We start from the raw sequence: 21,969 nt of genomic DNA on the forward strand, positions 1-21,969 counted from the left end.
CCCCGATGATCCGGGAGAGCGCCCCATCGGGGCGCCTCACCAGGATTGCAAAAACGGCGCCTGGCGCCAGGATGAAAGGAATGCCGCATGGCAGAACGTGAAAACCGTCGGGGCAATCGCCGCGAACGCGAGGAAACCCCGGAATTCGCCGATCGTCTGGTTGCGATCAACCGGGTGTCGAAAACCGTCAAGGGTGGTAAGCGCTTTGGCTTCGCCGCTCTGGTTGTCGTCGGTGACCAAAAGGGCCGTGTCGGCTTCGGCAAGGGCAAGGCCAAGGAAGTTCCCGAGGCAATCCGCAAGGCCACTGAGCAAGCGAAGCGTCAGATGATCCGCGTGCCGCTGCGCGAAGGCCGTACCCTGCACCACGACATGCACGGCCGCTGGGGCGCCGGCAAGGTCGTCATGCGCGCCGCACCGGAAGGGACCGGGATCATCGCCGGTGGTCCGATGCGCGCCGTGTTTGAAATGCTGGGCCTGAAGGACGTTGTTTCGAAGTCCATCGGCTCGCAAAACCCCTACAACATGATCCGTGCCACGCTCGACGGTCTCAAGAAAGAGCAGTCGCCGCGTCTGGTCGCACAGCGCCGGGGCAAGAAGGTCGCTGACATTCTGCCCAAGCACGAGCATCACGCACCGGCAGCTCAGCCGGTCGCAGAGGAGGCTTAATCCATGGCCAAGACCATCGTTGTCAAACAGATCGGTTCGCCGATCCGTCGCCCCGCCGAACAGCGCGCAACGCTGATCGGTCTGGGTCTGAACAAGATGCACAAGACCCGCGAGCTTGAGGATACCCCCTCGGTGCGTGGCATGATCAACAAGATCCCGCATCTGGTCGAGATCGTCGAAGAACGCGGCTGAGCCCGTCTTTCTCGATCCGAGACGCAGGTTTTGAACGGCGCCCTTCCTGAGGGCGCCGTTTTTGCATTTAGCCCCCGCACAGCGTCTGTGCGCTGGCGGCCTCTAGGCGGGGGCGGCCCTTCGGCATAACTTCGCAGCGAATTTTGAGGAGACGGCCATGGAAGTGGGGCTTTATACCTTTGGCGACGTGGGCACCGACCCGGTGACCGGCGCGCGGGTTGATGCGCGGCAGCGGCTGAACAATCTGATGGAAGAGATCGAGCTGGCCGATCAGGTGGGGCTCGATGTCTTCGGGGTGGGCGAACACCACCGTCCCAATTACGCCGTGACCGCACCTGCGGTGGCGCTGGCGGGTGCGGCGCGCACGACCAAGTCAATCCGGCTGAGTTCTGCTGTCTCGGTGCTCAGCTCCGACAATCCGGTGCGTGTGTTCGAGGAGTTTTCGACGCTCGACAGTCTCAGTAACGGCCGGGCCGAGCTGATGGTCGGGCGCGGCAGCTTTATCGAGAGCTTCCCGCTCTTCGGCTACGATCTGGAGGATTACGACGATCTCTTCGAGGAAAAGCTGCAGATGCTGCTGGCGATCAACGAAGAGGAAAAGCTGCGCTGGCGCGGTTCGAAGCACACCCCGCGGGTCGAGGGACTGGGCGTCTATCCGCGCCCGGTGAACGGAAAGCTGCCGGTCTGGATCGCTGCCGGGGGCACGCCTGACAGCATGATTCGCGCCGGCGTCCTGGGCTGCCCATTGGCGTTGGCCATCATCGGCGGGGCGCCGCGCCGGTTCAAGGCGCTGGCCGATCTCTATCGTCGTGCGGCAGAGCAGGCTGGCAATACCGACAAGACGCGGGTGTCGCTGAATGTCCATGGTTTCGTGGGGGAGGATGGCAAGGCCGCAGCAGACCTGTTCTTCCCGGCGCAAAAGGCGGTGATGGACCAGCTTGGTCGCGAACGCGGCTGGCCGCCGCAGAGCCGGGCGCAATACGATGCCGCCATGGGGCCGGAAGGGGCGATGTTCGTAGGCTCGCCGGCGCAGGTGGTCGACAAGATTCTCGGCCTGAAGGAGGATCTGGGCTTTGATCGGGTGTCGATCCAGATGGCGATCGGGGTGATCGAGCACAAGGAGATACTCAAGGCGATCGAGGTGCTGGGCACCAAGGTGGCGCCGGAGCTGCGGAAGGCCGGGTAGGGGTGAAACGCGTCTTCTAGATCGCTTGCGATCCTGTTCGCGCCCGGGGTACGTTCTCCAGGCGGACTCCAGGCGGGTGCGAACTCGCTCCCGACCGCGTGCCGGGCGCGGCTCTGTGTGGTGAGGGGGCGTCGTGGCTCGGGATGGGGAGGTCTCTGACCACCAAATCCTTGCAACGTGCCGCGCCGCCGTCTATACGCCCACGGTGGCCCTGTGGGCCCGACTCACCAAAACCAAGAAACGCCGTGGTCGTCCCATCCGCTTCGGGGGCGCATCCGGCAAGGAGAAGCGACATGAAACTCAACGAACTGCGCGACAATCCCGGCGCCGCCCCGAAACGCAAACGTGTTGCCCGTGGTCCGGGCTCGGGCAAAGGCAAGACCGCGGGCCGCGGTATCAAAGGTCAGAAATCCCGTTCGGGTGTGGCCATCAACGGCTATGAAGGCGGCCAGATGCCGCTGTACCAACGGCTTCCGAAGCGCGGCTTTAACAAGCCGAACCGCAAAGAATTCGCCGTTGTGAACCTGGGCCTGATCCAGAAATTCATCGAAGCCGGCAAGCTGGACGCAAGCGCCGCGATCACCGAGGACGCGCTGGTCGCCTCCGGTCTGGTTCGCCGCAAGCTGGACGGCATCCGGGTTCTGGCCAAGGGCGAATTCAGCACCAAGGCGACCATCGAAGTCACCGGCGCCTCGAAATCGGCAGTTGCTGCCGTCGAGGCAGCGGGCGGCGCCCTGAAGGTCGCAACCGTTGAAGCTGACGCCTAAGCGGTTGTGGGCGGCCTCCGGGCCGCTTAAATAGACCTCAGTTTTCCATGACGCCGCCCGAGCCGGAAAACGGCCCGGGCGGCGCAGTCATAAGAGAGACCTCTTCATGGTATCAGCAGCGGAACAAATGGCGGCGAACACGAGCTGGGCTGCGCTTGGCAAAGCCACCGATCTGCGCAACCGAATTCTCTTCACCCTGGGCCTGCTGATCGTCTACCGGCTGGGCACCTTCATTCCCGTTCCGGGAATCGACGGCGCCGCGCTGCGTCAGTTCATGGAGGGTGCGGGGCAGGGCATCGGCGGCATGGTGTCTATGTTCACCGGTGGCGCATTGGGCCGCATGGGGATCTTCGCCTTAGGCATCATGCCCTATATTTCCGCCTCGATCATCGTTCAGCTGCTGACGGCCATGGTGCCCTCGCTCGAACAGCTGAAGAAAGAGGGCGAGCAGGGCCGAAAGAAGATCAACCAGTACATGCGCTTCGGGACCGTGGCGCTGGCCACCGTTCAGGCCTATGGCCTCGCGGTCTCGCTCGAGGCCGGCGGTCTGGCGACCGATCCGGGGCTCTATTTCCGCTTCTCGACCATGATCACCTTGGTGGGTGGCACCATGTTCCTGATGTGGCTGGGCGAACAGATCACTTCGCGCGGGATCGGCAACGGTATCTCTCTTATCATCTTCGTCGGCATCATTGCCGAGGTTCCGGCCGCACTGGCGCAATTCCTTGCCTCGGGGCGTTCCGGCGCGATCAGCCCGGCGGTGATCATCGGCGCGATTATCCTGGTTATCGCGGTGATCACCTTCGTGGTCTTCATGGAACGCGCCTTGCGCAAGATTCATATCCAGTACCCGCGCCGTCAGGTCGGGATGAAGGTCTATGATGGTGGCTCCAGCCACCTGCCGATCAAGGTGAACCCGGCCGGTGTGATCCCGGCGATCTTCGCCTCGTCGCTGCTGCTGCTGCCGACCACGATCTCGACCTTCTCCTCCAGCGCGGCAAGCGGTCCGGTGATGTCGTGGCTGCTGGCGAACTTCGGGCCGGGGCAGCCGCTGTATCTGCTGTTCTTCTGCGCGATGATCGTCTTCTTCGCCTATTTCTATACCTTCAACGTGTCGTTCAAGCCGGACGATGTGGCGGACAACCTGAAGAACCAGAATGGTTTCGTTCCCGGTATCCGCCCGGGCAAGAAGACGGCAGAATATTTTGAATATGTGGTGAACCGTATCCTGGTGCTGGGCGCGGCCTATCTGGCCTTCGTCTGCCTGATGCCGGAAATCCTGCGCGGACAGTTCCATGTGCCCTTCTATTTCGGCGGCACCTCGGTTCTGATCATCGTGTCAGTGACCATGGACACCATCCAGCAGGTGCAAAGCCATCTGCTTGCCCATCAATATGAAGGGCTGATTGAGAAATCCCAACTGCGCGGGCGCAGTGGCAACAAGAAACGAGCAAAACGAGGGCCGGCACGGCGATGAAAACCGCGATGAATATCATTCTCTTGGGCCCGCCGGGGGCGGGCAAAGGAACTCAGGCAGCCAGGCTCGTGGCTGAACGCGGCATGGTGCAACTGTCAACTGGGGACATGCTGCGCGCGGCCCGGACGTCGGGCACGGAAATGGGGCAGAAGGTCGCCGCGATCATGGATGCCGGCCAGCTCGTCACCGACGAGATCGTGATCGGCCTGATCGCCGAGCAGTTGGAAAAAGGCTCGGAAGGTGGGTTCATCTTCGACGGTTTCCCCCGCACCCTGCCGCAGGCCGATGCTTTGGCCGCGCTGCTGGCGGAAAAGGGGCAGACGCTTGGTGCCGTGATCCAGCTTGAAGTCGATGATGAAACGCTGGTCCAGCGCATCGTCAACCGCGCCAAGGAAGCGGCAGCCGCTGGCCAGCCGGTGCGCGCGGACGACAACGAGGAAAGCGTCAAGATCCGTTTGATGGAATATTACAAGAAGACTGCGCCACTGATCGGCTACTACTATGCCGGTGGCAATTTGACCAAGGTGGACGGTCTTGCCGAAATCGACACGGTACATGACGCGATCGCGGCTGTGCTGGACGCCTGATCAGGCTTTAGCCGAGGGATTCGGCGTCAGGGGTTGACCCGGGGGTCAAAAGCCCATATCGACCCGCATCCCTCATGGGAATCACACGCGCGGCGGGATTCGCCCGGCGCGCGGATCACCTCGCAAAAGTGCTGGCCATCCGGGGCAACTCGACGGTCGCGCGTTGTGAAAAAAGGTTCTGGAGCTACGGAACCGCAACGAAAGGAAAGTGACACGTGGCACGTATTGCCGGCGTAAACATCCCGACCTCTAAACGGGTCCCGATCGCCCTGACCTATATCACCGGTATCGGCCATACTTCGGCCAAAGCCATCTGCGACGCAGTCGGTATCGACCAGACCCGCCGCGTCAACGAGCTGAGCGATGCCGAAGTCCTGCAGATTCGCGAACATATCGACGCCAACTACACCGTCGAAGGCGACCTGCGCCGCGAAACCCAAATGAACATCAAGCGCCTGATGGACCTGGGCTGCTACCGTGGCCTGCGCCATCGTCGCAACCTGCCCGTCCGTGGTCAGCGCACGCATACCAACGCGCGCACCCGCAAAGGCCCGGCGAAGCCGATCGCCGGCAAGAAGAAATAAGGGGGGCTTGATCCATGGCACGTGATAAGACTCGCACCAAGCGTAAAGAGCGTAAGAACATCGCCGCCGGTGTGGCGCATGTGAACAGCTCGTTCAACAACACCAAGATCCTGATCTCGGATGTGCAAGGCAACGCGATCTCCTGGTCGTCCGCTGGCACCATGGGCTTCAAGGGGTCGCGGAAATCGACCCCCTATGCCGCTCAGATGGCCGCCGAAGATGCTGGCCGTAAGGCGCAGGAACATGGCGTGAAAACCCTGGAAGTCGAAGTGCAGGGCCCCGGTTCGGGCCGTGAATCGGCGCTGCGTGCGCTGGCTGCCGTTGGCTTCAACATCACCTCGATCCGGGATGTCACCCCGATCGCCCACAACGGCTGCCGCCCTCCGAAGCGTCGCCGCGTCTAAGGGCAGAACGATTTGAACGGGGCTGTGCCAGTGCACGGCCCCGATCCGTCATTTGAAACCTCGGGCGTCTGGGCTTTAGGACATGGAGCGCAGACAGGAATGGAGGGACCGCATGATCCATAAGAACTGGGCCGAACTGATCAAGCCGACTCAGCTTGACGTGAAGCCGGGCAACGATCCCGCGCGCCAGGCCACTCTGGTCGCTGAACCGCTGGAACGCGGCTTTGGTCTGACTTTGGGCAACGCGCTGCGCCGGATCCTGATGTCGTCGCTGCAAGGCGCCGCCATTTCCAGCGTTCAGATCGACAACGTCCTGCACGAGTTTTCGTCGGTCGCCGGCGTGCGCGAGGATGTAACCGACATCATCCTGAACCTCAAGGGCGTGTCGCTGAAGATGGACGTCGAAGGGCCCAAGCGCCTGTCGATTTCCGCCAAGGGGCCGGCAGTGGTCACCGCTGGTGATATCAGCGAAACCGCCGGGATCGAGGTTCTGAACCGCGATCACGTGATCTGCCACCTGGACGATGGTGCCGATCTGTTCATGGAACTGACCGTGAACACTGGCAAGGGCTATGTCTCCGCCGACAAGAACAAGCCGGAAGATGCGCCTATCGGCCTTATCCCGATCGACGCGATCTATTCGCCGATCAAGCGCGTCAGCTATGACGTTCAGCCGACCCGTGAAGGCCAGGTTCTGGACTATGACAAGCTGACGATGAAGATCGAAACCGATGGGTCCATCACGCCGGACGACGCCGTGGCCTTCGCCGCGCGCATCCTGCAGGACCAGCTGTCGATCTTCGTGAACTTCGACGAACCTGAGGCCGCCGGCCGCCAGGACGAAGACGACGGGCTGGAATTCAATCCGCTGCTTCTGAAGAAGGTGGACGAGCTGGAACTGTCGGTTCGTTCGGCAAACTGCCTGAAGAACGACAACATCGTCTATATCGGCGACCTGATCCTGAAGACCGAAGCCGAGATGCTGCGCACCCCGAACTTCGGCCGTAAGTCGCTGAACGAGATCAAGGAAGTGCTGTCGGGCATGGGTCTGCACCTTGGCATGGATGTCGAGGACTGGCCGCCGGACAACATCGAGGATCTGGCGAAGAAGTTCGAAGACAGCTTCTGATCTTCGAAAACTGATCGGGGAGGGCTCAGGCCCTCCTCTGAATTCCCGGGTCTTGCCGGGGACAATATGGGCATCCCGCCCCAAGGAGAGTTGGCGACACTTTAGCCGGCCGGACAAAGCAAAATCGCCCCGAGAGGGCGCAAATCGGAGATAGTAAAATGCGTCACGCACGTGGTTACCGCCGCCTGAACCGCACCCATGAGCACCGCAAGGCGCTGTTCGCCAACATGGCCGGCTCGCTGATCGAGCACGAGCAGATCAAGACCACCCTGCCGAAGGCCAAGGAACTGCGCCCGATCATCGAAAAGATGATCACGCTGGCCAAACGCGGCGATCTGCACGCCCGCCGTCAGGCGGCTGCCCGCCTGAAGCAGGACCAGCATGTTGCCAAGCTGTTCGAAGTGCTGGGCCCGCGCTACAAGGACCGTCAGGGCGGCTATGTTCGCGTCCTGAAAGCCGGCTTCCGCTATGGCGACATGGCACCGATGGCGATCATCGAATTCGTCGACCGTGATGTCGACGCCAAAGGCGCAGCCGACAAGGCCCGCGTCGCCGCCGAGGAAGCTGCCGAGGATTGATCCTCGGCCTGTTCGGCAGAATTTCAGGGGCGTCCTTTGGGGGCGCCCCTTTTGCATTTCAGTCGTCCATCGCGTCCAGGGCCGCTTTCACCTCGGTCTCGATCCTGTCGCGGGGATGATGGGTCAGATCCTTGTCGATCTCGGCCACGAGCCTGGCTTTGACCTCGGGGTGCAGCGCCTCGCGGATCGCGCCCAGAACCTTCGGGCCGGCGGCGATCACGACATGCTGAAAGTCGCCGCGATGGGCATGTTCATAAAGGATGTCGGACAGCTCAGTGGCAAAACGGTCGCGGGCCAGGGTGCGCCAGTCAGTCGCCTCCAGTGCGGACATCTGGTTGGGGCCGGGATCAGGCATTCGTCCGGGCCGGTCGGCATTCTCGGGCTCTTGCGGTTGCTCCTCGCGGGCGATGACTTGAAAATTCGGGTCTTGATGATCGGTCAGGTTCCGCATCAGCAGCGCCTTTTCCCCATCCGCCACGACGACCCAGGTTCCGTTTGTCAGTTTCGGCATTTTAGACTCTCTTCCTTGGGTGATGGGCCAGCCTAACCCGTTTCTCCGCCGCAGCTCAAGAAACCGTCACCGCCCCGCGAGGAGCTCCGGCTTGCAATCGCAGGGCCCGGGGCGCATATCCGAAACCAACCGAAAGGAGGCCCAATGTTCCGTATTCTCCTGATTGTTCTGGGGCTGTCGATGGCGCAGCCGGTGCTGGCCGATACGCGGGTGCCGCAGTCGCAGGCCGAAATCTCGCTGGGATTTGCGCCCTTGGTCAAGTCGGCGGCGCCGGCTGTCGTCAATATCTACGCCAAGATCGTGACCAAAGGGTATGATAGCCCCTTTGCCGGGGATCCCTTCTTTCGCAATTTCTTCCAGGGCTTCGGGACACCGCGGCAGCGGGTGCAGAATTCTCTGGGCTCTGGGGTGATCCTGTCGGCTGATGGGATTGTGGTGTCGAACTATCATGTGGTGGCCGAGGCCAGCGAGATTCGCGTGGTGACCACGGATCGCAAGGAATATGACGCCAAGGTCGTGCTGGCCGACAAGGATGCCGATCTGGCGGTGTTGCAGCTTCAGGATGCGCAGGGGCTGCCGTTTCTGAAACTGCGCAATTCTGATCGGGTCGAGGTGGGGGAGCTGGTGCTGGCCATCGGGAATCCCTTCGGCGTCGGCCAGACGGTCAGCAGCGGCATCGTGTCGGGGCTGGCGCGGACCGGTGGTGCCAGCGGTGGCGGCCTGGGCTATTTCATCCAGACCGACGCGCCGATCAACCCGGGCAATTCCGGTGGGGCGCTGATCGACGTGAATGGCGATCTGATCGGGATCAACTCGCGGATCCTGACCCGGTCGGGTGGCTCGAACGGCATTGGCTTCGCCATACCGGCCAATCTGGTGGCACAATTCATGCGTCAGGCGCAGGAGGGCAACGACCGTTTCGAACGCCCCTGGGCCGGGATGGGCGGGCAATCGGTCGATGCCGATCTGGCGCATTCTCTGGGGCTCGATATGCCCGAGGGCATCGTGATCTCGGATCTGCATCCCGACAGCCCCTTCGCCAAGGCCGGTTTCAAGGTCGGTGATGTAATCACCCGGGTCGACGGGTTGCCGGTAAACTCGCCGCCCGAGATGATCTTTCGGATGACTGTCACCGGGATCGGCGAAACCGCAAGCTTTACCCGTGTCCGCGACGGCAAGGCCAAGGAGATCGAGGTGACGATGATCGCCGCACCGGACTCCCCGGCTTCGGACCCGGTGACATTGGGGGACAAGACCATGTTGCCGGGGTTGAGCGTTGCACTGGCCAACCCCGCGGTTGTGGCGCGGCTTGGGCTGCCGCTGTCGACCGAGGGCGTGGTGGTCACCGACGCCGGCCCCTTTGGCGCGCGGGCCGGGCTGCAGCCGGGTGATGTGATCCTTACCATCAACGATGAGGCGATCACCCGCACGCGGGACGTGAAAAAGGCACTGACCGATACCGGCCGTTGGCTGACCATGGAGCTGGAGCGGCGCGGCCAGAAGCTCAACCTCCGGATCAGGCTGTAATCTTCGTGGCCGATCTTTTCGACAGCCCGGGCGGGGGGGGCGAGGCTCCCGCCCCGAACAGGCCGCTGGCGGATCGCCTGCGGCCTCAATCGCTTGGCGAGGTGATCGGCCAGGCGCAGATCCTTGGTCCCGACGGGCCTCTGGGCGCGATGCTGGCGGCGCATTCGCTGTCCTCGCTGATCCTGTGGGGACCGCCGGGGGTGGGCAAGACCACGATTGCCCGGCTGCTGGCAGAAGAGAGCGATCTGCATTTCGTCCAGATCAGCGCCATCTTCACCGGTGTTGCCGATCTGAAGAAGGTGTTCGAGGCCGCCAAGCTGCACCGCAAGGCCGGTAAGGGCACCTTGCTCTTCGTTGACGAAATCCACCGCTTCAACAAGGCGCAGCAGGACGGCTTTCTGCCCTATATGGAGGATGGCACCATCCTGCTGATCGGGGCGACCACCGAGAACCCGTCATTCGAACTGAACGCGGCGCTTCTGTCGCGTTCGCAGGTGCTGGTGCTGGAACGGCTCAGCCTTGCCGATCTGGAACGTCTCGCCCAACGGGCGGAGAAGGAGATGGGCCGCCCGCTACCGCTGGATGGTCCGGCGCGCGAGGCGCTGCTGGAAATGGCCGATGGCGACGGGCGGACGCTGTTGAACCTGATCGAACAGGCGATGGCCTGGAAGGTCGACGGCAAGCTGACGCCCGATCAGCTTGCCACCCGGCTGATGCGGCGGGCGGCGAAATACGACAAATCGGGGGACGAGCATTACAACCTGATCTCGGCCCTGCATAAATCGGTGCGCGGATCGGATCCGGATGCGGCGATCTACTGGTTCGCGCGGATGCTGGAGGGCGGCGAGGATCCCCGCTATCTCGCCCGCCGGCTGGTGCGCATGGCGGTCGAGGACATCGGCCTCGCCGATCCGCAGGCACAGACCCATTGCCTGCACGCCTGGGAGACTTACGAGCGCATCGGCTCGCCCGAAGGGGAGCTGGCGCTGGGGCAGGCGGTGATCTATCTGGCGCTCGCTCCGAAATCCAATGCCGGCTATGTCGCCTACAAGGCCGCGCGCAAACTGGCCAAGCAAAGCGGCAGTGCGCCGCCGCCCAAGCATATCCTGAATGCGCCGACCTCGATGATGAAGGATCAGGGTTATGGGGCCGGCTATGCCTATGATCACGATGCCGAGGACGGATTTTCGGGGCAGAACTATTTCCCCGAAGGCATGCGCCGCCCGGTGATCTATGCCCCGGTCGAACGCGGTTTCGAGCGCGAGCTGAAGAAACGGCTGGATTTCTTCACCCGGCTCAGGCTGCAGCGGCAGGGGAATTAGGCCACGCTTGACTCTGATGCGCCCCCGCGCGACAGACCGGCCATGATTTATTCGGTTTCACTTGTGGCGGTGGGCGGCGCGATCGGCGCCTCCCTGCGCTATTTGACGGGGCTTCTGGTGACCTGGCTGCTGGATCATCCGGCGTTTCCCATGGCGATCCTTACCGTCAATATCCTTGGCTCCTTCATCATGGGGCTTTTCGTGGTGGCGGCGGCCCACAAGGGGCTGACACATCTCAGCCCACTGGTGGTGACCGGCTTCCTGGGTGGGTTCACCACCTTTTCCTCTTTCTCGCTGGAGACGGTGACCTTGATCGAACGGGGCGACATGGCGCAGGCGGCACTTTATGTGGGTCTGTCGGTCGGGGTTTCGATTGCGGCACTGGCCGGCGGCATGATGCTGGCACGCGGGGTTTTCGCATGAGCAAGGTTCAGACCATCACAGTGGCCGAGGGCGACGGGGATCAGCGGCTGGATCGCTGGCTGAAACGGCAGTTTCCCCATATCAGCCAGGGCCGGATCGAAAAGATGTGCCGCAAGGGCGAACTGCGGGTCGATGGTGGCCGGGTCAAGGCCTCGACCCGGCTGGAAGTCGGCCAGCAGGTGCGGGTGCCGCCGCTGACCGAGGCTGACCAGAGACCGGCGCCGGCAGTCAGCCGCAGCCGCGTCAGCGATGCGGACGCCAGGATGATCCAGTCCTGCGTGATCTATCGAGACGACGATATCATCGCGCTGAACAAGCCACCGGGGCTTGCGGTGCAGGGCGGCTCTGGCATGGCCAAGCATGTGGATGGGCTGGGCGAGGCGCTGCGCTTCGGGCTGGAGGAAAATCCGCGGCTGGTGCACCGGCTCGATAAGGACACATCGGGGGTGTTGCTGCTGGCGCGTCGGCGCGAGGTGGCCAGCACCCTGACGGCGAGCTTCCGCCATCACGCCACCCGCAAGATCTATTGGGCGGTGGTCGCTGGCGTGCCGACCCCCTATTTGGGTGAGATCAAGGCCGGGCTGGTCAAGGCCGGTGGTCATGGCGCCAAGGGCGAGGGCGAAAAGATGATCGCCGTTCACCCGCGCGATATCGACGATACCCCCGGTGCCAAGCGGGCGCATACGCTTTATGCCACGCTCTACCGCGTTGGCAGCCGCGCCGCCTGGGTGGCGCTGGAGCCGCTGACCGGGCGCACCCACCAGTTGCGCGTGCATATGGCCGAGATGGGCCACCCGATCGTGGGGGATGGCAAATACGGTGGGTCCGGCCAGGAGAATCTGGGCGACGGCTGGGGTGCGCAGTTGGGCGGCATCATCAGCAAGAAGCTGCACCTGCATGCCCGCAGCCTGACGTTCGAACATCCGGTGACCAAGAAACAGATGATGATCACCGCCGATCTGCCCGAGCATATGAAGCACACCTTCGACACTTTCGGCTGGACCGAGGATCTGGCCGAAGATGATCCGTTCGAGGCACTGCGGTGAGCCTGCGACTGGTAATTTTCGACGTCGACGGCACCCTGGTCGACAGCCAGGCGGCAATCGTCGCGGCGATGGAGGCGGCATTCGCCGCGCAGCGGATGGCGGTGCCGCCCCGGGCGGCGATCCTGTCGATTGTCGGCCTGTCGCTGGATCATGCCATGCTGCGATTGGTGCCTGAGGCCGGCGCTGACACTCGTGCCCGGCTGGTCGAAGGCTACAAGCAAGCCTATCACGATCAGCGCCTGGCCCAGGGCGCGGCGCATTCGCCGCTGTTTCCGGGCGCGTTGGGGCTGTTGGAGACGCTGCATGCCCAGCCGGAGACGCTGCTGGCGGTGGCCACGGGAAAATCGCGCCGCGGCCTTGATGCGCTGATCGAATCGCATGGGCTCGGTCGTTTTTTCGTGTCCCGGCAGGTGGCCGACGATCACCCGTCCAAGCCGCATCCCTCGATGATCCATGCCGCGCTTGCCGATACCGGGGTCGAGGCTGTCGATGCGGCGATGATCGGTGATACCAGTTTCGACATGGAGATGGCACGTGCCGCCGGGGTTGCCGGGGTCGGCGTCGGCTGGGGCTATCACCCGGTGTCGGCACTGGAGCCGGTGGCGCGCCGGGTCGTGCTGCGGTTTGACGAGGTGACCCCCGCCCTCGATGCAATCTGGAAGGAGCGGACATGAGCGAGTGGAAGCGCAAGCGGTTTTGGGATGAGACGAGTGTTGCCGAGTGCGATGGAGGGTTTCAGGTCCTGCTGGATGGCCGGGTGCTGAAGACACCGGCCAAGTCGGCGCTGATTCTGCCCACGCGCGCAATGGCCGAGGCCGTGGCCGCCGAATGGGCTGCCCAGGATGGGGAAATCGACCCGGGCAGCATGCCTTTCACACGTTCGGCCAACGCGGCGATCGACAAGGTTCGCCCGCAGCGGGCCGAGGTCGCCGACATGCTGGCGGACTATGGCGATAGCGATCTCCTGTGTTATCGCGCCGATGCGCCGCAGGAGCTTGCCGACCGGCAGGCCGCGCAATGGGAGCCGGCGCTCGACTGGGCGGCCGAGACGTTGGGCGCCAGGCTGGAAGCGCGCGAAGGGGTCATGCATCGTCCGCAGGATCCCGAAGGGCAGGCACGGTTGCGGGCACATGTTCACCAACTTGATCCGTTCCAGCTTGCCGGCTTTCACGATCTGGTGAGCTTGACCGGTTCTTTGATCCTTGGCTTTGCCGCGGCGCGGGACTGGCGCGACGCCGATACGATCTGGACGCTCTCGCGGCTTGACGAGCTTTGGCAGGAAGAACAGTGGGGCGAGGATGACGAGGCGCAGGAGGCCGCGAATATCAAGCGCGACGCTTTCCTGCACGCCAAGAAATTCTTTGATATCGCCTGATTGTTCACGGACTGGGCGGGCTGACATTCTCCCGGCGGCGGCTTGGGGGCGACCCATTCAATTGTCTGATCCCGCCCTTGACGTAGCTTGATGAATCCGCCCACACTTAAGCATGCTGAAGGGGAGATATCCATTTCGGTGTCCGAACCGGTGCAAATTTACCGGGTAAATCCGCCAACGCAGGTGGCGGTAACTCAGGAAGAGGTGAAAATGAAAAAAACCGTATTTTGGGGTGTGCTTACCGTTGCCGGACTGGCTGCGGGCGCAGCCGCTGCGGGGACGATGGATGACGTCAAGGCCCGTGGCAAGCTGAACTGCGGCGTGTCGACCGGCCTGGTGGGATTTTCTGCACCCGATGCGAATGGTGAGTGGGGTGGCTTCGATGTGGCTGTCTGCCGCGCCGTCGCGGCTGCCGTGCTGGGGGATCCTTCCGCAGTCGAATTCGTTCCGACAACCGGCAAGACCCGTTTTACCGCGCTGGCCTCGGGTGAGATCGACGTTCTGGCGCGCAACACCACCTGGACGTTCTCGCGCGATGTCGATCTGAAGTTCGAATTCGTCGGCGTTAACTACTATGACGGTCAGGGCTTCATGGTTCCGAAATCGCTGGGCGTCAGCTCGGCCAAGGAACTGGATGGCGCCACCGTCTGCATCCAGACCGGCACCACCACCGAGCTGAACCTCGCGGATTTCTTCCGCGCCAACAACATCAGCTATGAACCGGTGCCGATTGAAACCAACGCCGAGGCGCAGCAGCAATATCTGGCCGGTGCCTGTGACGTTTACACCACCGATGCGTCCGGCCTGGCCGCGACCCGCGCCACTTTCGAGAACCCGGGCGATCACGTGATCCTGCCCGAGATCATCTCGAAAGAGCCGCTGGGGCCGCTGGTTCGTCATGGTGACAGCGAATGGGGCGATGTGGTCCGCTGGACCCTGAACGCGCTGATCGCGGCCGAGGAATACGGCATTACCTCCGCCAATATCGAAGAGCTGTCCAAGGGCACCAACAACCCGGAAATCAACCGGATGCTGGGGACCGAAGGCACGCTGGGCGAAATGCTGGGCCTGGACAAGGAATGGGCCAAGCGGGCGATTTCCGCCGGCGGCAACTATGGCGAAATCTTTGCCAAGACCATCGGTGAAAACACTCCGGTCGGTCTGGCACGCGGGCTGAACGCCCAGTGGACCGATGGTGGCCTGATGTATTCGCCGCCGTTCCGGTAACATGATCTGCAATCAGGGCGCGGGCATTTCCCGCGCCCTTTTTGTATTTGAAAGATAACAGGTCCTGTCTTCACGGAGCGGGGAAAAACCCCGCCGGAGGAAAAGACTGCGACGCACGGGGATTGCAACGGTCATGACAACTATTACCGACCCGCCGAAACAACAATTTCGGCTGTCTATGTTGATTTACGACACGCGATATCGGTCAGCCACCATCCAAGTGGTCGCACTGATCGCCTTCATGCTTTTGGCCGCCTGGCTGATTGATAATACCGCCCGGAACATGATGCTGCTGGGTAAAACGATCAATTTCGGTTTTTTCGGCGAGCCGGCCAGTTATGACATCAATCAGCGGCTGCTGGATTACACCTCTCGGGACACGCACCTCAGGGCGGCGCTGATCGGGCTGCTGAACACGCTGGTGGTGGCAATTCTGGGCTGTGCCACCGCCACGGCGGTGGGCGTTCTGGTTGGGGTGCTGAGATTGTCGCACAACTGGCTGATCGCCCGGCTGATGACAATCTATGTAGAAATGTTCCGCAACGTGCCGGTGCTTTTGTGGATTGTCTTCATCATGGCCATCATGATCGAGACGTTGCCGGCCCCGAGTGCCTTTCGGGGGGACAATGCCACCGCCAGTATGCTGCTGGGCGATACCGTGGCACTGACCAACCGGGGCATCTATATCCCGGAGGCGCTGTTTTCCCGCAGTCTGGGCGATATCCATTTCTTCGGGGCCAGCAGCCTGCGGTTCGATGTCAGTCTCGATCTGATCGCCTTTCTGATCGTGCTGGGGGCCGGGCTTTGGGCATCGCATCGCATCAAGCGGCGGGCTGATCGTATGCAGGAGGAGACCGGGAACCGTCCGACCACCTGGTATCTGCGGGTCGGCGTGGTGCTGGTTCCGGTGGTCATCCTGCTGGTGGCGCTGGGGTTTCACCTCGGATACCCTGAGCTGAAGGGCTTCAACTTTTCGGGTGGCACCCATCTGCGCAATTCGCTGATCGCGCTCTGGTTGGCACTGTCGCTTTATACCGCCGCGTTCATTGCGGAAATCGTGCGCGCGGGGATCCTGGCGATCTCGAACGGCCAGACCGAAGCCGCCGCCGCGCTGGGGCTGCGACCGGGCCGGGTCATGCGGCTGGTGATCCTGCCGCAGGCGCTGCGTGTCATCGTGCCGCCGCTGATCTCGCAATATCTGAACCTGACCAAGAACTCCTCTCTGGCGATCGCGGTGGGCTATATGGACATCACCGGCACGCTGGGCGGCATCACCATGAACCAGACCGGGAAAGAGCTGGAATGCGTTCTGCTGCTGATGCTGATCTATCTGATCATTTCTCTGAGCATTTCGGGGGTGATGAACTGGTACAATGAATCCGTGAAGCTGAAGGAGCGCTGAGATGAGCAAGCAACTCGCCTATGTCCGCACCGAAATGCTTCCGCAGCAAACACCGCCGGTGACCTCGGTCGGGATGCTCGGCTGGCTGCGCGGAAATCTGTTTTCCGGCTGGCTCAATACGGGGCTGACACTGATTTCGCTGGTGGCAATCATCATGGTGCTTTCGGCGGTGGTGCCTTGGGTCCTGTCGCCGACGTGGCAGGCCACCTCGCTGACCGAATGTCGTGGGATCCTGCATGAACTGGGCCGCGATGGCCATTTCTCCGGCGCCTGCTGGGGGGTGATCCGTGACCGCTGGGTCCAGCTTTTCTTTGGCTTCTATCCCGCCGATCTTTATTGGCGGCCAATCTTGGCCTTCCTTCTGCTGGCCGTGGCCCTGGCCCCGATCCTGTTTTCGGACAAGGTGCCGGCAAAGCTTCTGTGGTTCTCGGCGGCCTTTCCGCTCCTCTTTCCCTGGTTGCTCTGGGGCGGGGCCTTCTGGGGGCCGCTTCTGATCCTTGCCGGGTTGGTTCTGGCCTATCTGGTGTTTCTGCAGGTCAGCCGGGCCAGCAGCACCTTGCCCGGGCTTATCGCTGCGGTGATCTTTGCCGCGGCCTGGTTCCTCTGGGGAATGGGGCTGATAACCGGCGCGATCAACTACGGGCTGGGCTCTGCCCGGATGGAGGGCACGCGGGCCGCTCTGGAGCTTCGCGTTGACGGGCTCGAAACCCGGGAGGCTGAGATCGACCAGGCCATTGCCTCCGCTCAGGATGCCGTGAGGGAGGTGATGAGCGGCGAGGCCGAGGCCGTTGCGTCGGGGGATGGGGCTTATCGTGCCCTGATCGCCCGTGCCGCCGCTCCGCGTGACAGGCTCAATACGCTGCAGTCCGAAAAGGCGCTGCTCGATGAAGCCCTGTTTTCCGCGCAGTCCCTGCTGGGCCGGATCGAGGTGCTGAAGGGGCAGGAAGAGGCGTTGCCGCGGCTGAAGCAAGAGGCCGAGGCCGCGCGCGCGGCCCTGCCCAGGACTGTCAGGAAGATTGATACCGATATCGGCCTCGAGGCGCTGAAACAGCGGATTCTGAGCGGCGAGGCCAAGGTTCCGGCGGAAGATATGGCCCAGCTTGACCGGGTCCTGGGGCTCGAGACCAACCTGCGCTCGGTCATCCTCGCAATCGACAGAACCTATGCGGATGTCGCGATGATCGGTCTCAGGCCGGTCACCAGCCGTGATTTCGGCGGCATGATGCTGTCGATCACCATCGGGGTGGTGGCGATCGCCTGTTCGCTGCCGCTGGGCATCCTGCTGGCGCTGGGGCGGCGATCTGACATGATGATCGTCAAATACCTCTGCGTCGGTTTTATCGAGTTCATCCGCGGTGTGCCGCTGATTACCCTTCTGTTCGTGGCCTCGACGCTTTTGAACATTTTCATGCCGCCAGATACCAAGTTCGACATCATCTTGCGGGTGCTGATCATGGTCACGCTGTTCGCGTCGGCCTATATGGCCGAGGTGATCCGGGGCGGCCTGGCCGCCTTGCCGAAGGGGCAGTACGAAGGCGCCGATTCGCTCGGGCTGAACTACTGGCAGGCGCAGCGGCTGGTGATCATGCCGCAGGCGCTGAAGATCTCGATCCCCGGGATCGTCTCGACCTTCATCGGGGTGTTCAAGGACACCACGCTGGTGTCGATCATCGGGTTGCTCGATCCGCTGGGCCTGTCGAACTCGATCCGCGCCGATGCCAACTGGAACGGTATCGTGTGGGAGCTTTACGGCTTTATCGCGCTGATCTTCTTCCTCTTCTGCTTCGGCATGTCCCGGTATTCCATGTATCTGGAGCGCAAGCTTCAGACCGGCCACAGGTAAGGAAACGCTATGTCTGAACTTACGACTGACCGTCAAATCGACCGCTCGAAAATGACCGTCTCGGATGAGATCGCGGTCGAGATCATCAACATGAACAAGTGGTACGGAACCTTTCACGTGCTGCGCGACATCAACCTGACGGTGAACTCCGGCGAACGTATCGTCATCGCCGGCCCATCGGGGTCGGGGAAGTCGACGCTGATCCGCTGCATCAACCGGCTGGAGGAACATCAGTCGGGCAAGATCATCGTCGACGGGACCGAACTGTCATCGGATCTGAAGAACATCGACAAGATCCGGTCGGACGTGGGCATGTGCTTTCAGCACTTCAATCTGTTCCCGCATCTGACCATCCTGGAAAACTGCACGCTGGCGCCGATCTGGGTGCGCAAGACCCCCCGGAAGGAGGCGATCGACACCGCGATGCACTTTCTGGAAAAGGTGAGGATCCCCGATCAGGCAAACAAGTACCCGGGCCAATTGTCGGGCGGTCAGCAGCAGCGGGTGGCGATCGCGCGCAGCCTGTGCATGCGACCGCGCATCATGCTGTTCGATGAACCGACCTCGGCGCTGGACCCCGAGATGATCAAGGAGGTGCTCGATACCATGATCGAGCTCGCCGAAGAGGGGATGACCATGCTCTGCGTGACGCATGAGATGGGCTTTGCCCGTCAGGTGGCGAATCGGGTGATCTTCATGGACCAGGGCCAGATCGTCGAACAGAACGAACCCGAGGAGTTCTTCAACAACCCGAAGAGCGAACGGACCAAGCTGTTCCTCAGTCAGATCCTGGGGCACTGAAGACTGTGGAAGCGACAGGGACGGGGCCGGGCCATGCGCCCGGCCTTTCTCATGCCTCGGTCAGCTCGCGCGGGACGATGAAATCCACCACTGTTGCCCCGCGCCAGGCGATGCGGGACCAGTCGTCAATGTCGAAATCGACAACCAGGGTCGCCCCGGTGGGATAGCTGGCGAACTTGGGGTGATCCGGCGGTTCCGGCAGAATCTCGGCTGCGAACTGGCCCAGGCCGGGATTGTGTCCCACCAGCAACACGGTGTTTCCCTTCGCCTGTGACAACAGCCGCAGGATCTGGTTGGCGGTCACCAGATACAGATGTTCGCTGACCTCGGCGGGTAGATCGAATCCCATGCGCGCATAGGTATCTTGCGTGCGCCGGGCCGAGGAGGTCAACACCTGGTCGGGGACATAGCCCTTGCGGCGCAGCCAGTCGCCCAGGGCTTCGGCCGCGCGTTTGCCGCGTTTGTTCAGTGGCCGGTCTGGGTCTGACAGTTCGGGATTGTCCCAGGCGGATTTGGCGTGACGGGTCAGGATCAGGCGGCGGGTCATCGGTGAAAAGACCTCATATGATGGGCAGATTGTGCCGGGGCACGGTTTGCGCCCCGACTGACCGGGCAGGCGCGGCGCACCGCGCACCCTTCCATCATACAGGATTTTCCCGCCGCGCGGTCGAGAAAGGCGTGGCATCTTGGCACATCATAGGGATGGTCCGGGCCGAGGGCCCCGACCGGGCAGGCCGACAGGCAGGGTTTACCGCTACAGCTTTCGCAGGGGGAGAGCGCCTGTGGTGCGGGAAAGGCCATGGCATCTGCAAAATGCAGCGCCCCGCGATAAGAGATCATCATTCCGACCTGATCATGCACCAGCATGCCGGTGGGGCTGGAAAAGGCACGACCGGATTTTTGTGCCCAGTCGATGAAGGGCGCATAGGGCGGGCCGCCGAAGGGATAATACGCGACCGCGCCGAAGCGGTCTGACAATCCGCCCACCACACGGGTGGACCAGCGATCAATCGGGTCTGGGGTGCCATCGACCCATTCGGGCGCCGCGGTCAGGATATTCCAGAACCCGGGGCCGGCGCCCAGCAGGATTAGCGTGCCACCGGACAGCCCTTTGGCCCCGCTGGCGGCAACGTCAAGCGCCCCCATGACGATCATCCCGGCCGCCTCAGTCGCCTGGCGAATCGCGTCATAGGGGGCTGTCATGGGCTCAGCCCTTACGGATTAAAGACCCCGCACCGTGTTCGGTGAAGAGTTCTAGCAGTACGGCATTGGGGGCGCGGCCGTCCAGGATCACCACGGCCCGTACGCCGCCCTCGATGGCGTCCAGCGCGGTTTCGGTCTTGGGGATCATGCCGCCGGCGATCACGCCCTCTTCGGTCATCTCTTTGATCTGCGCGGCGGTCAGCTCGGTCAGCACCTCGCCGGCGGCGTTCTTCACGCCCGACACATCGGTCAGCAGCAGCAGCCGGTCGGCCTTGAGCCCCGCGGCGATGGCGCCGGCGGCGGTATCGCCGTTGACGTTAAAGGTTTCGCCATTTCGACCGGCGCCGATCGGGGCGATCACCGGGATGATGTCATGGGCGAAGAGATCGCGCAGGATGGTCGGGTTCATCTCGGCAGGGGTGCCGACGAACCCCAGCGCCGGATCGGTCTGGTCACAGACCATCAGATTGGCGTCCTTGCCCGACAGGCCCACGGCCTTGCCGCCCTGCCGGTTCACCGCCTGCACGATCCGCTTGTTGACGAGACCGGAGAGCACCATTTCGACGACTTCGACAGTAAGCTGGTCAGTCACCCGCTTGCCGTTGACGAATTCCGACTTGGCACCCAGCTTGTCGAGCATGGCATTGATCATCGGACCGCCGCCATGGACGATTACCGGGTTCACCCCCACCTGTCGCATCAGCACCACATCGCGGGCAAAGCTTTCCATAGCTTCGTCGCTGCCCATGGCGTGGCCGCCCAGCTTGATCACGACAATGGCATCGTCGTAGCGCTGCAGATAGGGCAGGGCGCTCGACAAGGTGGCGGCGGTGGCAATCCAGTCGCGGTTCATATCCTGTGTCTTCATTCGAGGCTCGATGGGTTCCATTGCTGCATGGTGTTACGCGCTTCCGCCCTCTCTGCCAAGTGTCCGTTGCCGCCGTCGTCACGGCTGCTAGAATCCGCTCGGATAACTTCGTCGGAGGGGCGATCATGACACAGAAGACGCTGCTGTTGACCGGCGCCAGCCGGGGCATTGGCCACGCCACCGTTCGCCGCTTCAGTGATGAGGGCTGGCGGGTGATCACCTGTTCGCGACAGCCGTTTTCCGACAGGTGCCCCTGGCCCGGCGGGCGGGAGAATCATGTCCAGCTCGATCTTTCCGATCCGGCAGAGACGATCAACGCCGTGGGCGTGATACAAGAGATGCTCGAGGGCCGGCTCGATGCGCTGGTGAATAATGCCGGTATCTCGCCGAAAGGGCCCGATGGCGAACGGCTCAACACGATCGACACCGATCTTCTGACCTGGGGCAAGGTGTTCCACGTGAATTTCTTCGCCTCGGTCGTGCTGGCGCGCGGCCTGCGGGAGGAACTGGCCGCAGCTAGGGGATCGGTGGTCAATGTCACCTCGATCGCCGGCAGCCGGGTGCATCCTTTCGCGGGGGCCGCTTATGCGACCTCAAAGGCGGCGCTGACCCGAGAGATGGCGCATGATTTCGGCCCGCTCGGGGTGCGGGTCAACGCCATCGCTCCGGGAGAGGTCGAAACCTCGATCCTCAGCCCCGGCACGGAAAAGATCGTCGAAAACCTGCCGTTGCGCCGTCTCGGTCAGCCCGAGGAGGTCGCTGCGGCGATCTATTTCCTCTGTTCGCAGGAAAGCTCCTATATCTCCGGCACGGAGATCGAGGTGAACGGCGCCCAGCACGTCTGAGCCGGG

General features: G+C 62.7%; 24 protein-coding genes and 1 pseudogene. 21 read left to right on the forward strand and 4 right to left on the reverse strand.

What is annotated here, in order from left to right; genetic code table 11:
• Positions 1–87 precede the first annotated feature (87 nt).
• The 10 genes from rpsE to rplQ all read left to right on the forward strand — a co-directional run bounded on the left by rpsE (position 88) and on the right by rplQ (position 7,570).
• A complete protein-coding gene (gene rpsE / locus G455_RS0112940; RefSeq protein ID WP_028094091.1) occupies positions 88–666 on the forward strand; it encodes a 30S ribosomal protein S5 in 579 nt (192 codons plus the stop codon).
• Positions 667–669: 3 nt separating this feature from the next.
• Positions 670–858: a 50S ribosomal protein L30 gene (rpmD, locus tag G455_RS0112945; protein WP_005621828.1), complete on the forward strand. Its 189-nt coding sequence runs from the start codon at positions 670–672 to the stop codon at positions 856–858.
• Positions 859–1,015: 157 nt separating this feature from the next.
• Positions 1,016–2,044 (forward strand): Atu2307/SP_0267 family LLM class monooxygenase, encoded by a 1,029-nt coding sequence (locus G455_RS0112950; protein WP_028094092.1) that lies wholly within the window; start codon positions 1,016–1,018, stop codon positions 2,042–2,044.
• A 293-nt stretch (positions 2,045–2,337) separates the two neighbouring features.
• Complete coding sequence (gene rplO, locus G455_RS0112955) at positions 2,338–2,811, forward strand: 50S ribosomal protein L15 (RefSeq protein ID WP_028094093.1); 474 nt, start codon at positions 2,338–2,340, stop codon at positions 2,809–2,811.
• A gap of 106 nt (positions 2,812–2,917) precedes the next feature.
• Positions 2,918–4,288, forward strand: coding sequence for a preprotein translocase subunit SecY (gene secY / locus G455_RS0112960; RefSeq protein ID WP_028094094.1), 1,371 nt, complete (start codon positions 2,918–2,920; stop codon positions 4,286–4,288).
• A gap of 8 nt (positions 4,289–4,296) precedes the next feature.
• Complete coding sequence (locus G455_RS0112965; protein ID WP_028094095.1) at positions 4,297–4,875, forward strand: adenylate kinase; 579 nt, start codon at positions 4,297–4,299, stop codon at positions 4,873–4,875.
• Between the two features lie 215 nt (positions 4,876–5,090).
• Positions 5,091–5,459, forward strand: a complete 369-nt coding sequence (gene rpsM / locus G455_RS0112970) for a 30S ribosomal protein S13 (protein ID WP_028094096.1) — start codon at positions 5,091–5,093, stop codon at positions 5,457–5,459.
• A gap of 14 nt (positions 5,460–5,473) precedes the next feature.
• Positions 5,474–5,863, forward strand: a complete 390-nt coding sequence (gene rpsK, locus G455_RS0112975) for a 30S ribosomal protein S11 (protein ID WP_028094097.1) — start codon at positions 5,474–5,476, stop codon at positions 5,861–5,863.
• Between the two features lie 112 nt (positions 5,864–5,975).
• The gene (locus G455_RS0112980; RefSeq protein ID WP_028094098.1) at positions 5,976–6,992 is read left to right on the forward strand and encodes a DNA-directed RNA polymerase subunit alpha; all 1,017 of its coding nucleotides are present in this window, start codon (positions 5,976–5,978) and stop codon (positions 6,990–6,992) included.
• A gap of 158 nt (positions 6,993–7,150) precedes the next feature.
• On the forward strand, positions 7,151–7,570 hold the full coding sequence (rplQ, locus tag G455_RS0112985; protein ID WP_028094099.1) for a 50S ribosomal protein L17: 420 nt from the start codon (positions 7,151–7,153) through the stop codon (positions 7,568–7,570).
• Positions 7,571–7,628: 58 nt separating this feature from the next.
• Here the strand turns inward: rplQ and G455_RS0112990 are convergent, their stop codons facing one another.
• Positions 7,629–8,081: a host attachment family protein gene (locus G455_RS0112990; RefSeq protein WP_028094100.1), complete on the reverse strand. Its 453-nt coding sequence runs from the start codon at positions 8,079–8,081 to the stop codon at positions 7,629–7,631.
• 144 nt (positions 8,082–8,225) lie between these two features.
• Here G455_RS0112990 and G455_RS0112995 point away from each other — a divergent pair, with 144 nt between their 5' ends.
• The 10 genes and pseudogenes from G455_RS0112995 to G455_RS0113040 all read left to right on the forward strand — a co-directional run bounded on the left by G455_RS0112995 (position 8,226) and on the right by G455_RS0113040 (position 19,047).
• Positions 8,226–9,608, forward strand: coding sequence for a Do family serine endopeptidase (locus G455_RS0112995; protein WP_028094101.1), 1,383 nt, complete (start codon positions 8,226–8,228; stop codon positions 9,606–9,608).
• A 5-nt stretch (positions 9,609–9,613) separates the two neighbouring features.
• Positions 9,614–10,930 carry a replication-associated recombination protein A gene (locus G455_RS0113000; RefSeq protein ID WP_028094102.1) on the forward strand — a complete coding sequence of 439 codons (1,317 nt, stop codon included), beginning with the start codon at positions 9,614–9,616 and terminating at the stop codon, positions 10,928–10,930.
• A 42-nt stretch (positions 10,931–10,972) separates the two neighbouring features.
• The gene (gene crcB, locus G455_RS0113005) at positions 10,973–11,353 is read left to right on the forward strand and encodes a fluoride efflux transporter CrcB (protein ID WP_028094103.1); all 381 of its coding nucleotides are present in this window, start codon (positions 10,973–10,975) and stop codon (positions 11,351–11,353) included.
• Positions 11,350–12,399: an RluA family pseudouridine synthase gene (locus G455_RS0113010; protein ID WP_028094104.1), complete on the forward strand. Its 1,050-nt coding sequence runs from the start codon at positions 11,350–11,352 to the stop codon at positions 12,397–12,399. Before crcB ends, G455_RS0113010 begins: the two co-directional genes overlap by 4 nt.
• Entirely contained in the window at positions 12,396–13,073 is a 678-nt protein-coding gene (locus G455_RS0113015) for an HAD-IA family hydrolase (protein ID WP_028094105.1), read from the forward strand. Before G455_RS0113010 ends, G455_RS0113015 begins: the two co-directional genes overlap by 4 nt.
• Positions 13,070–13,774, forward strand: coding sequence for an ATP12 family chaperone protein (locus G455_RS0113020; protein ID WP_028094106.1), 705 nt, complete (start codon positions 13,070–13,072; stop codon positions 13,772–13,774). The genes G455_RS0113015 and G455_RS0113020 overlap by 4 nt, the downstream gene beginning before the upstream one ends.
• A gap of 210 nt (positions 13,775–13,984) precedes the next feature.
• Positions 13,985–15,001: an amino acid ABC transporter substrate-binding protein gene (locus tag G455_RS0113025; protein WP_028094107.1), complete on the forward strand. Its 1,017-nt coding sequence runs from the start codon at positions 13,985–13,987 to the stop codon at positions 14,999–15,001.
• A gap of 133 nt (positions 15,002–15,134) precedes the next feature.
• Positions 15,135–16,403: an amino acid ABC transporter permease gene (locus G455_RS0113030; RefSeq protein WP_028094108.1), complete on the forward strand. Its 1,269-nt coding sequence runs from the start codon at positions 15,135–15,137 to the stop codon at positions 16,401–16,403.
• Between the two features lie 1,192 nt (positions 16,404–17,595).
• Positions 17,596–18,246: pseudogene (locus G455_RS27200) on the forward strand (amino acid ABC transporter permease); the annotation flags it as partial.
• A 9-nt stretch (positions 18,247–18,255) separates the two neighbouring features.
• The gene (locus G455_RS0113040) at positions 18,256–19,047 is read left to right on the forward strand and encodes an amino acid ABC transporter ATP-binding protein (protein WP_028094110.1); all 792 of its coding nucleotides are present in this window, start codon (positions 18,256–18,258) and stop codon (positions 19,045–19,047) included.
• Between the two features lie 49 nt (positions 19,048–19,096).
• On the opposite strand, the gene G455_RS0113045 is transcribed toward G455_RS0113040, so the two are convergent.
• Genes G455_RS0113045 through argB form a run of 3 tightly spaced genes read right to left on the reverse strand, consistent with a single transcriptional unit; the run spans position 19,097 to position 21,118 of the window.
• A complete protein-coding gene (locus G455_RS0113045; RefSeq protein ID WP_028094111.1) occupies positions 19,097–19,594 on the reverse strand; it encodes a SixA phosphatase family protein in 498 nt (165 codons plus the stop codon).
• Entirely contained in the window at positions 19,591–20,250 is a 660-nt protein-coding gene (locus G455_RS0113050) for a hypothetical protein (protein ID WP_028094112.1), read from the reverse strand. Before G455_RS0113050 ends, G455_RS0113045 begins: the two co-directional genes overlap by 4 nt.
• 4 nt (positions 20,251–20,254) lie before the next feature.
• A complete protein-coding gene (argB, locus tag G455_RS0113055) occupies positions 20,255–21,118 on the reverse strand; it encodes an acetylglutamate kinase (protein ID WP_028094113.1) in 864 nt (287 codons plus the stop codon).
• A gap of 125 nt (positions 21,119–21,243) precedes the next feature.
• On the opposite strand from argB, the gene G455_RS0113060 reads away from it, so the two are divergent.
• The gene (locus G455_RS0113060) at positions 21,244–21,963 is read left to right on the forward strand and encodes an SDR family NAD(P)-dependent oxidoreductase (RefSeq protein ID WP_028094114.1); all 720 of its coding nucleotides are present in this window, start codon (positions 21,244–21,246) and stop codon (positions 21,961–21,963) included.
• Positions 21,964–21,969: the final 6 nt, after the last annotated feature.

Source organism: Pseudodonghicola xiamenensis DSM 18339, assembly GCF_000429365.1.
Lineage (GTDB): Bacteria > Pseudomonadota > Alphaproteobacteria > Rhodobacterales > Rhodobacteraceae > Pseudodonghicola > Pseudodonghicola xiamenensis.